12 protein-coding genes and 4 pseudogenes are annotated in these 15,669 nt (G+C 60.8%); 6 read left to right on the top strand and 10 right to left on the bottom strand.

All coding sequences use genetic code 11. The features are described 5' to 3' along the window. Positions 1 to 13: 13 nt before the first annotated feature. The 8 genes and pseudogenes from AB3X95_RS19270 to AB3X95_RS19235 form a co-directional block, all read right to left on the bottom strand. Positions 14 to 1,602 (bottom strand): annotated as a pseudogene (locus tag AB3X95_RS19270) (IS66 family transposase). 63 nt (positions 1,603 to 1,665) lie between these two features. Beyond that, on the bottom strand, positions 1,666 to 1,959 hold the full coding sequence (gene tnpB, locus AB3X95_RS19265) for an IS66 family insertion sequence element accessory protein TnpB (protein ID WP_368622380.1): 294 nt from the start codon (positions 1,957 to 1,959) through the stop codon (positions 1,666 to 1,668). A 41-nt stretch (positions 1,960 to 2,000) separates the two neighbouring features. Next, the gene (locus AB3X95_RS19260; protein ID WP_368622379.1) at positions 2,001 to 2,315 is read right to left on the bottom strand and encodes an IS66 family insertion sequence element accessory protein TnpB; all 315 of its coding nucleotides are present in this window, start codon (positions 2,313 to 2,315) and stop codon (positions 2,001 to 2,003) included. A 198-nt stretch (positions 2,316 to 2,513) separates the two neighbouring features. Continuing rightward, entirely contained in the window at positions 2,514 to 2,783 is a 270-nt protein-coding gene (locus tag AB3X95_RS19255) for a transposase (RefSeq protein WP_368594414.1), read from the bottom strand. A 209-nt stretch (positions 2,784 to 2,992) separates the two neighbouring features. Next, positions 2,993 to 4,525, bottom strand: a complete 1,533-nt coding sequence (locus AB3X95_RS19250; protein WP_368593449.1) for an IS66 family transposase — start codon at positions 4,523 to 4,525, stop codon at positions 2,993 to 2,995. A 64-nt stretch (positions 4,526 to 4,589) separates the two neighbouring features. Beyond that, entirely contained in the window at positions 4,590 to 4,925 is a 336-nt protein-coding gene (gene tnpB / locus AB3X95_RS19245; RefSeq protein WP_136624689.1) for an IS66 family insertion sequence element accessory protein TnpB, read from the bottom strand. Beyond that, on the bottom strand, positions 4,922 to 5,368 hold the full coding sequence (locus AB3X95_RS19240) for a transposase (RefSeq protein WP_246392486.1): 447 nt from the start codon (positions 5,366 to 5,368) through the stop codon (positions 4,922 to 4,924). Before AB3X95_RS19240 ends, tnpB (AB3X95_RS19245) begins: the two co-directional genes overlap by 4 nt. Before the next feature lie 148 nt (positions 5,369 to 5,516). Continuing rightward, on the bottom strand, positions 5,517 to 6,413 hold the full coding sequence (locus AB3X95_RS19235) for a hypothetical protein (protein WP_368622245.1): 897 nt from the start codon (positions 6,411 to 6,413) through the stop codon (positions 5,517 to 5,519). Positions 6,414 to 7,018: 605 nt separating this feature from the next. On the opposite strand from AB3X95_RS19235, the gene AB3X95_RS19230 reads away from it, so the two are divergent. The 3 genes and pseudogenes from AB3X95_RS19230 to AB3X95_RS19220 all read left to right on the top strand — a co-directional run. After that, positions 7,019 to 7,843, top strand: coding sequence for a hypothetical protein (locus AB3X95_RS19230; protein WP_368622244.1), 825 nt, complete (start codon positions 7,019 to 7,021; stop codon positions 7,841 to 7,843). A 166-nt stretch (positions 7,844 to 8,009) separates the two neighbouring features. Further along, on the top strand, positions 8,010 to 11,057 hold the full coding sequence (locus AB3X95_RS19225; protein ID WP_368622243.1) for a putative bifunctional diguanylate cyclase/phosphodiesterase: 3,048 nt from the start codon (positions 8,010 to 8,012) through the stop codon (positions 11,055 to 11,057). A gap of 787 nt (positions 11,058 to 11,844) precedes the next feature. Then, positions 11,845 to 12,009, top strand: a pseudogene (locus tag AB3X95_RS19220) (HU family DNA-binding protein); the annotation flags it as partial. Positions 12,010 to 12,542: 533 nt separating this feature from the next. Here AB3X95_RS19220 and AB3X95_RS19215 read toward each other — a convergent pair. Further along, positions 12,543 to 12,950, bottom strand: a pseudogene (locus tag AB3X95_RS19215) (hypothetical protein); the annotation flags it as partial. On the opposite strand from AB3X95_RS19215, the gene AB3X95_RS19210 reads away from it, so the two are divergent. Continuing rightward, on the top strand, positions 12,918 to 13,883 hold the full coding sequence (locus AB3X95_RS19210) for a PleD family two-component system response regulator (RefSeq protein ID WP_368622242.1): 966 nt from the start codon (positions 12,918 to 12,920) through the stop codon (positions 13,881 to 13,883). The pseudogene AB3X95_RS19215 and the gene AB3X95_RS19210 sit on opposite strands and share 33 nt — an antisense overlap. 198 nt (positions 13,884 to 14,081) lie before the next feature. After that, a pseudogene (locus AB3X95_RS19205) lies at positions 14,082 to 14,294 on the top strand (PRC-barrel domain containing protein); the annotation flags it as partial. Positions 14,295 to 14,810: 516 nt separating this feature from the next. Here AB3X95_RS19205 and AB3X95_RS19200 read toward each other — a convergent pair. Then, complete coding sequence (locus AB3X95_RS19200) at positions 14,811 to 15,065, bottom strand: hypothetical protein (RefSeq protein ID WP_368622241.1); 255 nt, start codon at positions 15,063 to 15,065, stop codon at positions 14,811 to 14,813. Between the two features lie 61 nt (positions 15,066 to 15,126). On the opposite strand from AB3X95_RS19200, the gene AB3X95_RS19195 reads away from it, so the two are divergent. Further along, a complete protein-coding gene (locus tag AB3X95_RS19195; RefSeq protein WP_368622240.1) occupies positions 15,127 to 15,648 on the top strand; it encodes a histidine kinase dimerization/phospho-acceptor domain-containing protein in 522 nt (173 codons plus the stop codon). Positions 15,649 to 15,669 lie beyond the last annotated feature (21 nt).

The raw sequence follows: 15,669 nt of genomic DNA, 5'->3' as shown, positions 1-15,669 counted from the left end.
TTGACGAATTGAACTAGCGGATAGGATCCGCGGGCTGCCAGCGATGAGGCAGCAATGTTGAGATATCGCTGGCCTTGTGGGTTGGCAGTCGCGTCAGGACGTCCTTCAGATAGGCATGTGGTTCGTGCCCATTCAGTTGCGCTGAACGTAGCAGACTCATGATGGCCGCGGCTCGCTGCCCGGCTCGAAGCGAACCGACGAACAGCCAGTTCGACCTGCCGATGGCCCAAGGTCGTATCTGGTTTTCGACCCAGTTGTTGTGTATAGGCACGTGACCGTCATCGAGATAGCGGGTCAGCGCATCCCATCGTTTAAGACTGTAATCCAGCGCTTTGGCAATCGCCGAATCTTCCGACACCAGCTTGCGCTGCGCCTTCATCCATTCGTGAAGTGCGTCGCAGACCGGCTTGGCCCGACTCTGTCGAAGCTTGTGGCGTTCCTCGGCTTGTAGCACTGCAGCGTCGCGCTCGATGTCGTAAAGCGCAGCGAAGAACGGCAGCGCCTGCGCAGCGATCTGACTGCTGTGATTGGCGTGCAGATCGAAGAACTTGCGTCTCGCGTGCGCAGCACATCCAATTTCAGTGATGCCCTGCTGGAATCCAGCCTTGTATCCACTGTAGTCGTCGCATACCAGTTTGCCCTGCCAGCCAGCGAGGAACGCGCGGGCATGTTCGCCTGCACGGCTGTCGGCGAAGTCGTAGACCACGGCGCGCAGCTCACTGTAGTGCGTCGGCGTATACGTCCATAGATACGCGCGATGTGTCTTGCCTTTGCCGGGACTGAGCATCTGTACCGGCGTCTCATCCGCGTGCAGCACACCCTGCTGCAGGATTTCCTCATGCAGCGCGTCGAGCAGCGGTTGTAGTTGCACGCCGCACGTACCGACCCATGCGCCCAATGTCGAGCGCGGTATCGCGACGCCCGCCCGCGCAAAGATCTGCTCCTGACGATACAGGGGAAGGTGGTCAGCGTATTTGGCAACGAGCACTGAGGCCAGCAGTCCCGCAGTCGGAATGCCCTTGTCGATGACGTGCGCAGGCACCGCGGCCTGAATCCGTGTTTCGCAGTTTCTGCACACCCACTTGCCACGGACATGCCGCTCCACGGTGAACACGCCCGGTGTGTAGTCGAGCTTCTCGCTGATGTCCTGATGTCCTCGCCGATGCGCGTGCGCTCGCAGCCACACTGGCATACGGTGCTCTGCGGCTCGTGGCGAATCTCTGTGCGCGGCAATTGCGCCGGCAGCGCTGCACGCTTCGGTTGCTGGGGTAGCGGCTCGGCTGCGGCTTGCGGCTGAAGTTGCTCGAGCTCAGCTTCAATGGCGGCGAGATCCGCGTCAATCGCCTCATCCAGCAGATTCATCTGATCGCTGCTGAGCTGCTCGCTGCGCCTGCCGAACTGATGGCGCCTGAGAATCGAGATCTCGTGGGTCAACTGGTCGATGCGGGTCTGCCGGTAGCGCAGCTCCCGATCCTTCTCGCCGACCTCCCGGGTCTTCTCCTCAATCTCCCTGTCCCGGTCCTCGACACGCGCAATCAGTTGTGTGGCGAGCGCACGCAACTGTTCCGGGCTAAGAGCGTTGAGGTCGGCTGGCAAGTTCATGCAGACGAGTCTGCCAGAACCCCGGAGAGCGCGAAAGCGCGACCGTATACGTACCGAACGTCCTCAAACGACACGGATCACACCGTCCGCGCCGATGCGCTGCCATGGCAAACCCACCACCAGAGCGGCCAGTTGTTCCTGTGTGAGCGCGCGTTGCTTTGGCTCGCTACCAGCGTGCGGCCAGGTGAACTGCCCCTGATTCAGCCGTCGCGCTGCCAGCCAGATGCCAATCCCATCGTGTACCAGCACCTTCAGACGGTTGGCCCGCCGGTTGGCGAACAGGTACGCATGGTGCGGATGCGCGGCGCCGAACACGGAGATTACCCGACCCAGTGCCGTATCAAAGCCGGCCCGCATGTCCAGCGGGTCAACTGCCAGCCACACCTGGTCAATGCGGATCATGCGAGCCACTCGCGTAGCCACGCGGCGCATTGCGCTGCCTCCGAGGTTGGCCAGCTAACCGTGATCGACTGGTCCGCGCGACGCACCTCGACGCGAATCTCAGTTGTACGCGTGTTTCGCGTCTCAAGTGGCAGCGGTACAAATTCCGGTGCTGGCGCCGCTGCCAATGGCGCTGCCAGGTCGCTACGCGCCACGAGCACGCAATCGTTCGTTTCGGCCTGCTCGACCCAACGTCGAAGCAGATTGGCGTTCAGCTTGTGGTGCAACGCGATCGCCGCGAGCGACACCCCGGGCCTCTGGCAAGCTGCCACAACCTGAGCCTTGAACTCGACGCTGTAGCGCCGGCGACGACGACGGCCTGGTGCCGCTGCTTCGTCAATAGTGTTCACGGTCCACCTATTTAAGTGGACACGATGCTCCCAAGACTCTCAACGCAACTCAAGATGGGATAAGCGGGCGCTTACCGATGGGCGTGTCAGCGCTCAGGCGTAGCCGGACGTCGCCGCATTCTACCTCCTAGGAGCCGGCGCTGTTCGACGAGGGGCACGCCGGCACCAGTTGAGTGCAGGCGCCTCTGGCAACGGCACGTCGGGCACGCCGAAATCGCCGGCAAGATAATGACGACGCCATTTGAACAGCAGATTGGCGTTGATGTCGTGCTCGCGAGCGATGAGCGCAGCCGACGCGCCAGGCTTGAGCGTCGCCTCGACGATCTGTCGCTTGAACTCGACCGAAAAATTGGGTCGCTTGGACCGTTTGGATTGAGGAGAGCTGTCCACTGTTGCGTCCACCATTCATTTGGTGGGCACCAAAGTAGCCAAACTCAACGACGAAATCTACACGGACCAGATCGAACGGCCGGAATCTCGCAGCTTCCGCTCTGTGGGTATCAGAATGCGGCGCTCATACAGCCAGCAATGGGCGTGCTGAAGCGTAAGCACCCGGGGAAGGCATCTTGACTGGGGCGATCGCTCAAACGATCAAACGATCAAGCAGCGGTCGGCGTCCAGCGATGAGGAAGCAGTTGCGCTATGTCGGCGGCACGGTGTGTCGGCAAGCGCGTCAACACGTCCTTCAGGTAAGCCAACGGATCGTGTCCGTTCAGTTGTGCAGAGCGGATCAATGTCATGATCGCGGCCGCGCGTTTTCCAGCACGCAGAGATCCTGCGAACAACCAGTTCGACCTCCCCAGGGCCCACGGCCGTATTTGATTCTCGACCCAGTTGTTATCGGCTGGCACATGTCCATCGTCCAGATAGCGCGTAAGCGCCTCCCAACGTTTGAGGCTGTAGTCGAGTGCCGCGGCGATCCCGGATCCGTCCGGCACACGCTGCCGTTGCGTGAGCAGCCATGCATGGAGTTCGTCGGCGATGGGGCGAGCCCGCTCCTGACGCACAAGACGTCTTCTATCGGGCTCGAGTTGTGCGGCGTCGCGTTCTACTTCGTACAACGCACCGAAGTATCGCAGCGCGGGCTCGGCCAGCTCGCTCTGGTGCTTGACGTGTAAGTCAAAGAATTTACGGCGCGCGTGGGCCAGGCACCCGATCTCTGTGACCCCACTCCTGAAGCTGGACTTGTAGCCCCCGTAATCGTCGCACGCCAGCTTGCCGCGCCACTCGCCCAGGAATGCGCGTGCATGTTCGCCGGCGCGGCTATCGGCGAAGTCATAGATCACCGCCTTCAGATCGGCGAACTGCGTGGTGCTGTACGCCCACAGATAGGCTCGATGGGTCTTGCCCTTTCCCGGGGCAAGCATCTGTACCGGCGTCTCGTCGGCATGCAGTACCGCGTGCTGCAATACCTCTTCGCGAAGTGCATCGACCAGGGGCTGCAGGCGCACGCCACACGCGCCAACCCAGCCGCCGAGCGTCGATTGCGCGATCGCCAGACCCGCCCGCGCAAAGATGCGCTCCTGTCGATACAACGGCAGGTGATCGCTGTACTTGGCGACCAGCACCTGAGCGAGCAGACCGGTGGTCGGGATGCCCTTGTCGATCACGTGCGGCGGCACCGCAGCCTGCACCAGCGTCTCGCATGCCTTGCACGTCCATTTACCCCGGATGTGCCGCTCAACCGTGAACACGCCGGGCGTGTAATCCAGCTTCTCGCTGATGTCCTCGCCGATGCGAACGCGCTCGCAGCCGCACGTACAGATCGTACTGTCCGGCTCGTAATGAATGTCGGTACGTGGCAGTTCGGGAGGAAGCGGTTCACGCTTTGGCTGTTGCCGTGGTGTCCCTGCCTGCTCGCCGGACTTCAGCCCCTGCAGCTCGAGCCCGATTGCCGCCAGATCCGCGTCGAGCGCTTCCTCGAGCAGGCTCAGTTGCCCCTTGTTGAGCTGCTCACTGCGCCTGCCGAACTGCTGCCGCTTGATGACCGAGAGTTCGTGCGTAAGCTGGTCGATACGTGTTTGCCGGTACTGCAACTCTCTTTCTTTCTCGGCGATCTCGGCCATCAGCTTCACGTTCAGTTCGCGTATCTGTTCGGTACTGAGGGCGTCGAGATCGGCGGGTATGTCCATGGCGACCAGTCTGCCAGAGCGGCGCGCGATGCAGCAAGGGAAACAGTTTACGTACTTACGGGGCTCAAACCACCGTGATCGCGTGATCCGGCGCGAGAGTGCGCCACGGCAGTCCCATCACCAGAGCCTGAAGCTGTTCAGGGCTCAGCCCCACGCTCACCGCCTGCTCGCCGTTCGTCCAGACGAAGCGCCCCTTGTTCAGCCGCCGTGCGGCAAGCCATATGCCCAGGCCATCGTAGACCAGCACCTTCATTCGAGTCGAGTGCCGATTGGCAAACAGGTAGGCATGATGGGGCCTCACTGACCCGAACACCTTGACCACGCGTGCGAGCAGCGTATCGACACCGGCGCGCATGTCGACCGGCTCCGTCGCGAGCCAGATGGCATCGATGCGAATCAACGCAACCACCCCTGCAGCCACGTTGCGCAGTCGCTCGCGGCCGACAGTGGCCAGCGCACCGTGATCGCCGTCGCGCCCCTGCGTACCTCGATCTCGATGTGCGTCGCCGCTGCAACACCATTCTGCATCTGCAGCGGCACAAATTCCGGCGACGAGACATTCAATTCCTGTCGGGCCGCTTCAGCGGCATCGCGTTCCTCCCGCGCCGCAACCCAGCTACGCAGCAGGTTGGCGTTCAACCGGTAATGCAGTGCCACGGCCGCAATCGACACATTCGGCTGCATTGCCGCCCGAATGACCGTCTCCTTGAATTCCTTGCTATGCCGCCGGCGCCGTGTCGGCTGCACCACATCCTGGACAACCTCGACTTCGTCCGTCATGTACACCTGTCCATTTAAAATTTGAATGGACATGATCGTCGGGCGGCACGACTTGCCGATCAAGATGACTTCGCCGGGTGCTTACCATGCAGGTCTTCATTACCGGCGCGATTCGCTCGCCGTGCCGTGCGAATGACGCCGGCGCGACTGCATCGCGGAGCTGGGGCGCTCTCCGGTTTTTGATCGCGCACTGAGTCACAGTGGCCGGGCCCTAAAAGCCAGGAGGGGGCGGCAACGGCGGGCCCGGCGGGGGAGGCAGCGATGGCCCCCTTGGTCCCATTGGCGGGGACGACAGCGGCGAAGGCGACGGCGGCGACGGAGGTGACGGCAGCGACGGACGGGGCGGAGGTGAGGGCAGCGACGGACGCGGCGGCAGTGCCGGAGGGGACGGCAGCTTTGGCAAGCCACCTGCGGATGGCTTGAGCAGATCGATAGCGGATTTGAGTTTCTGGGCGATCGCATCGGCGACCGCCTTCTTCGCCTGGGCCGCGAGCGCCTCGCAGACGGCGCGGATGATGTCGGGCGGCGTGGCGCCGTTGGTGGTCGCGCCGATATTGGCCAAATAGAGCGGAGGCAGCGGTACCGTCAGCGCGCCTCCCGGCAGGTGAAGGTCGAGTGAAAGCGCCGCGCCCACGACCGTGAGATTGCGGATGATGAGCTTGCGCTTGTCGCTGCCGGCCTGAGCGGCGGCCGGGGTGGCGGAATACGCTTGCGCGTTGTTCCTGATGGTTTCCAGGTTGCTGGTGGCAGTGGGACTTTGCGCCTCGTAGGTAATCTGCGGTGCGATGACTGTGGCGGAATCGACGATGACAGGTCCGTTGCCGACAAGCGAGCCGCGGTCCACATGCAAAGCGATCCGGCCCACCACGACGGAGTACGGTGAAGAAAAACCAGCGGGGTTGCCCACGCTGAGCCCATCAAGCGTGACCACGCCGGTTAAAGGCGAAAATTCAACGCTACCGACGAGCACTTGCGTCTGGGTCGCGAGCGCGCCTTCCGTCTCGATGGTGGACTTGATGGATGGCCCGAACCGGGCGGCGAGGGTCCACAGCGCAATCGCGGCGACGGCGAGCAGAGCGGCAATGGCAAGTCCGAGGGTTTTTTTCATCGTGTTGAGTGATCCATGAAACGCAGTGGCCAGTCCAAACTCGCGGCCGTGTTGATCAGCAGTTCCCGGTTTTCACTATGAAAAGATTTGAAATAGAAAATGGGAAAGTGGTCTGAACGCCAATGCCGTTTGCTATTTCGGGCGATTTCCCCATTCCAGTTACAGCATGGAACGGCGGGAGTTTCATAGGTGAGTGAAACAGCGGCTCGGCGGTAACGAGAACCTGTATGCCAGATCGTGCGCGCAGTTTATCCCGTTGCTGCCGGCTTACAAGTCCCGTGGCGCCAACTCATAGTTCCCGTATTTGCAACGTTGCAGGACTGGCTTCCGACAGAAGCAACGACGCTGTCGGTTTTATTCAGGCAGGCAGGCCCGAAGGGCTTCCCGAGTGGGCGGGCTGAAAATCGCTTTCAGCGCGAGTGCGCAGCGATCGCGCAAATAGCTCGCTGGTCGTCGTCGTACTGTTGCGCCAGCTCTGACGCGGCTTTTCACCGATCACGTTAATAGCGCCGGCTTTTCTTTTACGCCGGCTGTGCGATCGGCGCGCATGAGAAGCTCCGATTACTACCGCAATCCGGCGGTAGATCATCAACCTGGAGCTAGTGATGAACGAAAGAAATAGCGCGTCCAATAACGGCCTTACATCCCTTTCACTGATCGGCGACGCCGCCGAAGTCGGCATTTCGCCGTCCGTGCAGGAGGCCCGCCTGCCATTCACAGTGCGGGTCGTGGCCGATGACGAGGCGCTTGCCAGAGCCTTGGCAGTACGTCAGAAGGCTTATATGCGGCACGTGCCGGATTTCGCGAGCACGATGCACATACCGGAGAAATATGATCGCGAGGAAGGCGGGCTCGTGCTGCTTGCAGAGGCGAAGCTGACCGGCAGCCCGGTCGGCACGATGCGCATCCAGACCAACCGCTTCCGGCCACTGGCGATCGAGCAGTCGATCGATCTGCCTTCGTGGCTCTCGGGACGCATGGTCGGTGCGACTCGACTGGCGGTGGAGGCCGGCGGTCCGGGCCGGATGGTCAAGGCCGCGCTCTTCAAAGCCTTCTATCTGTACTGCGTCAATCAGGGAATCGAGTGGATGGTCATCGCTGCCCGCACTCCTCTGGACCGCCAATATGCCGCTTTACTCTTCCGCGACGTTTTTGGCGTAGGAGAATTCATTCCGCTGGCCCACGCCGCCAATATTCCACATCGAATCATGGCTTTCGAGGTCGGCACCGCCGAGCGGCGCTGGCGAGAAGCAGGTCACCCGCTTCACGAGTTCATGGTGGCGACACACCATCCTGATATCGATCTGAGAGCGGCTCCGTCGCTGGCGTGGCCCGGCACGAGTGTCGACTTACAGATTCCGGCTGATCCTGCCGATATAAACTCGGGGGCTGGCAATGCGGCGCGCCGCCAGCCAGCTTGCACCTTATAAGGCGTATCGCGGAAAATCTGGCTTGCGTCAAGACAAGCTGAAACGCGGTTGACACAGAAATCGCCGGGGCGTTCTCTACAACAGGTCGCGAATGCCTTCGGCGATACCGCGATATACGCGCATCGGATGGGTAACCACCTTCCGCGCACACCAACAGGCACGAAGAATGAATGGGACCGTATGGAATCCACGCCGCACCGAAAATCGCTCCTCAGCCTGGATCGATCCGTTCACGTTCCTCTTTTCCTACTATGCAGTGCCGCTCGCCATCGCTGCTGTGTCGATTCTGGTACTCCTATTTCCCGTCGATGCACCGCACGATGAATCCGCCGTCGCATTGCCGGTTCGGGTCATCAGCGACCCCGACGCGCGACTGGACGTCATCCGGGCCATTGCAGCCCTGCGCAGCCAGATATTGCAAATGCGTTACGACACGCACCGGCGTGAGACGCCGATCTGGTTTTCTGTCGCTGCACAGCCGGTCGGATCGCGCAATCAGTCGGTAGCCGGCGCCGCAGCGCCGAACGCAATTCTTTTGCCGTCGAAACACGTTCAGCAGTTGCAGTGTTTCGACAGTTCCAGCCTTGAATTCATTGGCAGTCTATTGCGGGATCTGAAGTCGTCGGGTGGTCTGGAGCGTGTCGGCAGTGGCGTCGCGATACATCCCGAAGCAAGGACGGAAGTGGTTTGCAGGGCGATCTTCAGTGGTCCGGCCACGCTGTCGGCAGCGCTGGTGCGATCAGCCGAGCTGGACGTAATCGACGATACATTTCACCGGCGCGCTGGACTGCTCGAAGGCGGCCTCGCCACACTTGCCGCGTTCGTACTGATTACTGCCCTCATCAATCGGGACTGGGTGTATGTACTGTTTGCGGCCTGGCTGTTCGGCAACATGCGGCTCGGCGCAATCTCGATGGGTTGGGACGAGCAGTGGCTCGGCTCGCTGCTTCCGCTGCAGTCGATTTCGCTGATCCGCAAGATCACCGTACCGGTCTATTACATCCTCACGTACACGCTGTTCGTCACGCTATTCAAGAACGATCTGGCGCGGGTGGGTTATCGCCCGCTTCTTCGCACCATCCAACTACTTGGTCCGCTCCTGCTCATAGCGTCGATCCCGTTGCCCGTGCCGGCCTATCTCCCCGTCATGTGGGGGATCGTCAGCGTCGGCATAGCAGTCGTGATATTCCTGCTGGTGCGCATCCTGATGCTCGCACCGTCCCGAACCGCGCTGTGGTATAGCTGCGCCCTTGCGGTGGCGCTGGTGTCGACTTTTTCGGAAGTCGCCTCGGCCGCGTTCCATATACGATTTTTCATTCCCGCCTTCAATAGCGTGACGGCCGCGCTGGTATCGAGTCTCATGGCCGCACTCGCGATTGCGGAACAAATCCGCGCCGAACGGGCAGAGCGTCTGCGTGCGCAAGCCGAGCTGCGCCGTGCATACGACGTCACACCAGTGGGACTGTTTTCGCTCGCGGCCGATGGCACCTTCGTTCAGTCGAATCCCGCACTCGAATCGATGCTCGGAATAGAGAACGCTAAACCTCGCGTCTATTGGGACGATTACTTGCCCGCCGGGCGTTGGATGCTGCTGTATCAACAGGCGATGACCGCTGGTGAAGTTGAAATCGAGTTGTCCTGCGACAGCGCAATTGCCGAGGTTCAGACCAGAAGCGACGGTGAAACGCCGGGTGATGACATTATTGCAAGCCTGAAGGTCGACACGCCCCGGCGTCGTCATTTCCTGCTGCGTGCGGCGTATGACGGCTCACGACTTGAATGTTCGCTTCAGGACGTAACGGAGCGTTATGAGGCGACCCAGACTCTGCGCTTCCTGTCCGAACACGACCCGTTGACGGGTGCGCTGAACCGGCGAGGCCTCGACAAGTATATTGAACAAGCGCGGGAGGCCAAAGGTCATCTGACTCACCCGCTGGTGATCGCCTACCTGGACCTCGACCGTTTCAAGCTGATCAACGATCTGTTCGGTCATCATATCGGCGACGCGGTACTCAGGCGGGTCTACTTGCGCATTGAAGCCGAGCTGGAATCGCATAATCGCGTGTGCCGCGTAGGCGGAGACGAATTCGTTATTCTGTTCGGGGACACGCCACTTGAGAAGGCGGCCAGCCTTTCACAAGCGATTGTCGATGCAATCGGCGAGCGGCCTTACGAGATCGATCATCGCGCTTTCCATGTACGCGCGTCGCTCGGATTGATCGAGTCGCCCGCCAATCTCAGTCCACGTGAGGCCATCTCAGCTGCCGACAGCGCATGCCGTGAAGCCAAAATTCAAGGTAAAGGGCGTATTGTCGTGTACGGCCACGGTGCAAATATGTTCGACGAACGGGCCCGGCAGATCAGTCTGTTGGAGCAATTCAGCGGCGATCAACCTCCGCCGGGCCTGTTTCTCGAGATGCAGCCGATCATGTCGCTTGCCACACCGCACGAGGCATTGGACTTTGAAGTTCTGCTTCGCATGCGCGGACCTGACGGCCTTGCCATTCCGCCGGCGAAAGCGATATCGGCGGCGGAGGCCAATGGCACCATTTCCGCGCTGGATAAATGGGTGATGGAAACGACGCTCAAGTGGATCGACTGCAATCGCAGCAGGCTGACGCGAACGCGATTCGTTTCCGTCAATGTCAGTGCAGCGTCACTGAATGACGAACGTTTTGTCCGCGAGATTGGGATTCTGTTTGAACGATATCAGAATGTCGTGCCGATGCTGTGCGTTGAAATCACGGAAGGTGTTGCGCTACACGACCTTGCCAATACACGTCGTCTGATTAACAGCGTGCAACGGCTCGGTGCAAAGGTGGCTCTGGACGACTTCGGCGCGGGCTACACGTCGTTCCCGTATCTGCGGGATTTGCCGGCTGACGCGTTGAAAATCGATGGAGAATTCGTCAAGAACATCAATCGCTCACCAGCTAATGCCGCGATCGTGGAGGCGATTATCGGTCTCGCAAGAAATCTTGGCATGCAGAGCATTGCGGAATGGGTTGAAGACGCGCCCACGCTCGAATTTCTCCAGAGCATGGGGGTAGACCATGTGCAAGGTTTCGCCATCGCTCGCCCTCAGTCTCCAGACCAGATACTGGCAGCGACGTCAGCGGCGGACTTCATCACGGACCCAGACATCCTTGCAGTGATCGACGCAAGGGGCGCCCTCTATGCAACGGATGACGACGCGTTCCGATCAATGCACTAGCTAAGCCTTGGTTCAGAGATGAGCGGGCGACTGCCGGGAGAAACGTAATCTGAAAGTCTCGACGACTACGAGCGCGCAGCGCTCGCGGTGATGGTGCGTGTCTCAAAGCCTTGGTTTAGGTGTGGGCTTGCGGACACCGGGAGAAGCGTCGCCCCAAAGTCCTGGCAACTACGAGTGGTCAGCTTTCTTCCGCAGCAGGTTGAGTTTGGCCGCCATTCGGCAGAGTTCCGGGAGCGAGGCGGCTTCTGTTGGTGTCCGTTAATTCTGCTGGCGATGTCCGCAGTAGTTGCTAATGGGAGAGGAGCCGCAGGGCCCGCCAGGTATGGCGACCAGGCAAGATTGCCAGTTCGTCACCCGTTGCGTTTAGGCAACGAGTGAACGGCAAGATGCTCGCTAATTCTGCTAGCGCGTTCGCCATGCCCTCTAATTCGGCTAATGTGGCTGTCGGTCGACGCGACAGGCGCGCGAGCCAATGGCGGCGGCAAGCGAGATTGCGGAAGGTAAAGTATTTCGATGCTCGGGCAGTGCCGATCTATTGAGGCGAACGAAAACGTCATACAGGGTGGGTCTTTGCTGAGTTGCGTTGAAATCCTTATCAAAACCAGTTTGGGCGTCGACGACCGAAGTGTCGTATGGTGCCAAGTAGCCGTTCCGCGCAGAGTGTTCGCGTTCCGATCAAAAAAGCCGCGCTAGTAGAATTAATGGACACGATTAGCGCTCTAACGGACACCATTAGCAGAATCTACGAACTCCAACAATTGGCACCATCACCGCCGGGGTCACCCAGGGCGATACCGTGCAGCTGGTCGGGTTCGGGTCATTTTCGACGGGCGCGCGTGCCGCGCGGGTCGGCCGCAACCCGGCGACCGGCGCCGAGATCCAGATCGCGGCGGCGAAGACGGTCAAGTTCACCGCGGGCAAGGCGTTCAAGGATGCCGTGAACGACGCCTGACAGCCGGGTCATGATGTCCCCGCGCGGAAAACGGCGCCGCCGGATGGTTCGTCGTCGTCTCATGCGCTGCTTCATGGGCATTGTCGGTGATAGATGAGCCCGCTACCCGCGGAGGTGGCCTGGACCGGTCGCCTGCCACTTGGTAGGATCGTTGACAGGGATGCCGTGTCGCCTGGTGCGGCACGACAACTGTCTCGACCTGCTATCTACTCGCTATGCAACAGGAACGGTCACGAATACGCCCGGAAGCGCCGCCGATCGGCGAGCTGCTGCGCAATCAGGCGCGCATCGTCCGGGTCGTTGCCGAAGCGCGAGGTCAGCGCGCCATGATCGAATCACTCGATACGACGGGACGGACGTATATCGGCACCGTCAGCAGCCTGAGAGGTTTGAGTTGAGAAGTTGCCTGCGGCAGCTCGACATGCTTTCGTTTAATAGAGTTCATCGCGCTGAGTAGCGCTTATTTCTCTCGCGGTCCTCTGTCTCGCGATAGCTCGTTAAGTTAAGTGCTGGAGTCACCGTGAAAGATGACTTCAGCACTGCTCAACCCGGGCCCGATCATTGAACCGTGCGCCGCTCAACCAGACTTGCCCTTCCTCTGGTCGCAGGGACGTTGGGCGGTCGATGTCGAAGATTACGTTGAGTGTTCTCCCGACCTTTGCGTCTTCGATCGGAAGCTCCCACGTCAAGAGGATCTGGGTGAAGTCCTGGTCCCGCGCGAAGTCGGCCGCAGAGAAACTGTCGCAGCCGCGCTGGACGACGGCATGGGGCTGGCCCGTATCGAAAATCACGGCTGTTCCCCGCTTAAGGGTAATGCGTTGGTCCGTAGAGGGAAAGCGCAAGTCCAGGCCCTTGTCGTCACTCAGGAACAGATTGCAAAACGCGGCACTGCCATATTGCTCACCATCATGGTGATATCTCGCGCCACGACAGGCCATCACCCACCTACAGCTAAGGGGGTGAACCGCGCGCGACTGACCGCGATGGTAGTCGGAGCGAGCCGTTCCGACGGCCAACTTGCGATCAATATGCGCCAAAAATTTTTGCGACGCGCCCAAACGTCTATAGGGATCAACCACGCCTGGCCAGTGGAACAACACCGCAGCGGGCCCCCGATAGGTACGCTCCTTGCGAAAGCCTGGGAGGGCTTATCAACATGTCGCGTCATGCCTACCGTACTGCTCGTCGACGATGATCTTGAGAACCGATGGGCGCTGCAACTGGCGCTGGAGAGTCGCGGACACCGTGTCGTTCTCGCCGAGAACGGGTGCAACGCGCTGCAGAAGGCCCGCGCAGTTCTTCCCCAACTGATCATCACGGATCTACAGATGCCGGAAATGAATGGCGGCGAACTTTGCCGGCACCTGAAGTGCGGGGCCGCATTTTCCGGCGTCCCAGTGCTGCTGTTGTCGGCCATGCCGGAGCCCACAGCAGGGATTCGCTGCTGGACAGCATATTTGCGAAAGCCTGTCTCAATGGAGGAATTGCTTGATACCGTCGACATGTTCATTGCGGCGCGCCTGACCTATGGGCGGGCACTAGGGGACTCGGAGCCCCCACCGCAGCCCGCTGGCGAGCCATCGACTCGCGATGTTGGCCCTGAGCGCACGCTGATCGAGCGCTGCTGCACCGGATCTACACTTGGCCTGGCGGTGTTCGCCGCACGGCTGGTCCGTATTCCGGACGGCACCAAGATGGGAAATGGCTACAACCAAGACCGAGCCACTCATCCGGTTTTCAGGTCTGATCGAACAATGGAGTGGTGTGGGCCCGTCGCAACTGTTAGAGCGGCGGCGAGCGATTGTCGCCACGGCGATCGGATAGCCGATTACTGGATGAATCTGACGCATCAATGCAACCGACAACCAGCGTAAGCAGCTGTTCGCGGCCGATCCCCGTCCGAGGTCGACCTTGCGAAGTAGGCCGGCCTTGATCAGTGCCCCGTCCAGCAGAACAGGACCCGTTTCTGACGTTCGTCACGATGGTGCCTCGACGGCACCTTTCGCGGTGCATCGGTCAATGCCGGCAGCCTTAATGCTGGCCAAGAAACATGGCGAAGGCCCCCGCCCCGACCGTGGAACGCGCTCACGCTCGATACCGACGCAAAATGTTTCCGCGTCAGCATTGACGCCCAACGCATCAAGAACGACCCGGGCTTCGACAAGGACCACTGGCCTTCAATGGCTGATGCGACATGGGGAACGACGCTTCAACGGTACTACGACCGCGCCCCGTACTGGTCCTCGTCGCGCGGCCTCCAGGGCGTGCCCCGGGGTGATATCTGAGAAATGCCCGTGCCCGATGCAACGACTGTGCTGTGGAGAGCGTCGTTTCTGTGAGCGGCCCGCCGAATGTAGCCGGAGGGCGCTCGCGCCAGGGCTCGTTTGTTTGGCTCCGCTCGCACGACACGCGACGGCCGCGCGCCGGGGCATGAGCCGCAACGGCGACCAGACAGTGCGCCCGGTCTCCAGGCCTGAGTAGCGCCTACGCCCGAAGGAGTTGATGGACCGTTCGGCAAAAGTCGACGACCTGCGCTTCCGCTCGCCGTGGCAGGAGATGCCCGGCAATACGGCGTCCCGCAAGCGGTCAATTCGCGCCCAACTGGGTTCGCCTACGAGGCTCCGTCGAGCGGCGCGGTGGCTAGTGCGGTCGCTGCCGTATCAACGGGCGCGGTTCATCTCACCGGTAGTCCATCCATCGGCATCGGCGTTGGCATCGTATGTGCCGGCCGCCGCCGACGGACCTGTCAAGCGCGTGATGGAGTCACTGCAGGGCAACGTGCAGGCTGGTGACCTTCCACGTTATTCAGCGATCCCGGCGAGTTCCTCGATGTCGTTTTCAATACGTCCTCGGGCTTCGCCCGCCGCTTCCTGCGTGGTTTTTGCGATCAGAGGGAAAACCAGTCCATTCCCTTTGAATGCGCCGGCGAAATGGACCCAGGCCGCGTAGGAACATACGCCCGATTCCAGCTGGTGAATGTTCAGAACCACATCGTAGGTACGTTGCAGTCCCTGTCGGCGCGTGTATCGGAATTTGTACACCTCGGTCTCAGGCATGGTGACCTCCCATGCACGGACCTGCGCAACGCGCGTTCCCGCTCGCACAGGCGCACAAGGGTTGGATCTGTTTGCGGGCGTGCTGGCCCACGACCTGCGGTCGCCGCTGGGCGCAATACTGAACTCAGCTGAAGCGCTGCTGCATGACGAGGACTTTTCTTCGCGCAGCGTGAGGGCGGTCGCATTCGTGCAGCGCGGCGCCATGCGCATGAAACAGATGATTGACGACCTGCTCGTTTTCACCCGCACCCGGCTGGGCGACGCGATGCCAGTCAGCTTCACGCGGCAGGATATTTGGGCCCTCCGTTCCTCAAGTGGAAGTGTCGAAACTCCACTCTGGCAGATTGATGCCGCTCGGTTCTGGAGGGCCTCCGCTTTCCTGCCGGACCCTGCGTCCCCGAAGGGAGGGCGGGGTCCATTCCATCTCGGCCGACTGCTGCCCAATGCGTACCGGATAAATCGATATCTCAGTCTTGATCGTTGGCACATTTATTTCCCATGCGGGAACTCCACGCCGCACAAGTCTTTGCGCGTTGCGGATGGGCGAGGACGCGAATTGACACATTTATCGTCGCAACGTTGACAGATTCAATGCGGTCTACGG

Source organism: Paraburkholderia sp. BR13444 (assembly GCF_040948755.1).
Taxonomy (GTDB): Bacteria; Pseudomonadota; Gammaproteobacteria; order Burkholderiales; family Burkholderiaceae; genus Paraburkholderia; species Paraburkholderia youngii.
The sequence above is the reverse complement of the archived record's forward strand: the minus strand, read 5'-3'. Positions and strand labels throughout refer to the sequence as shown.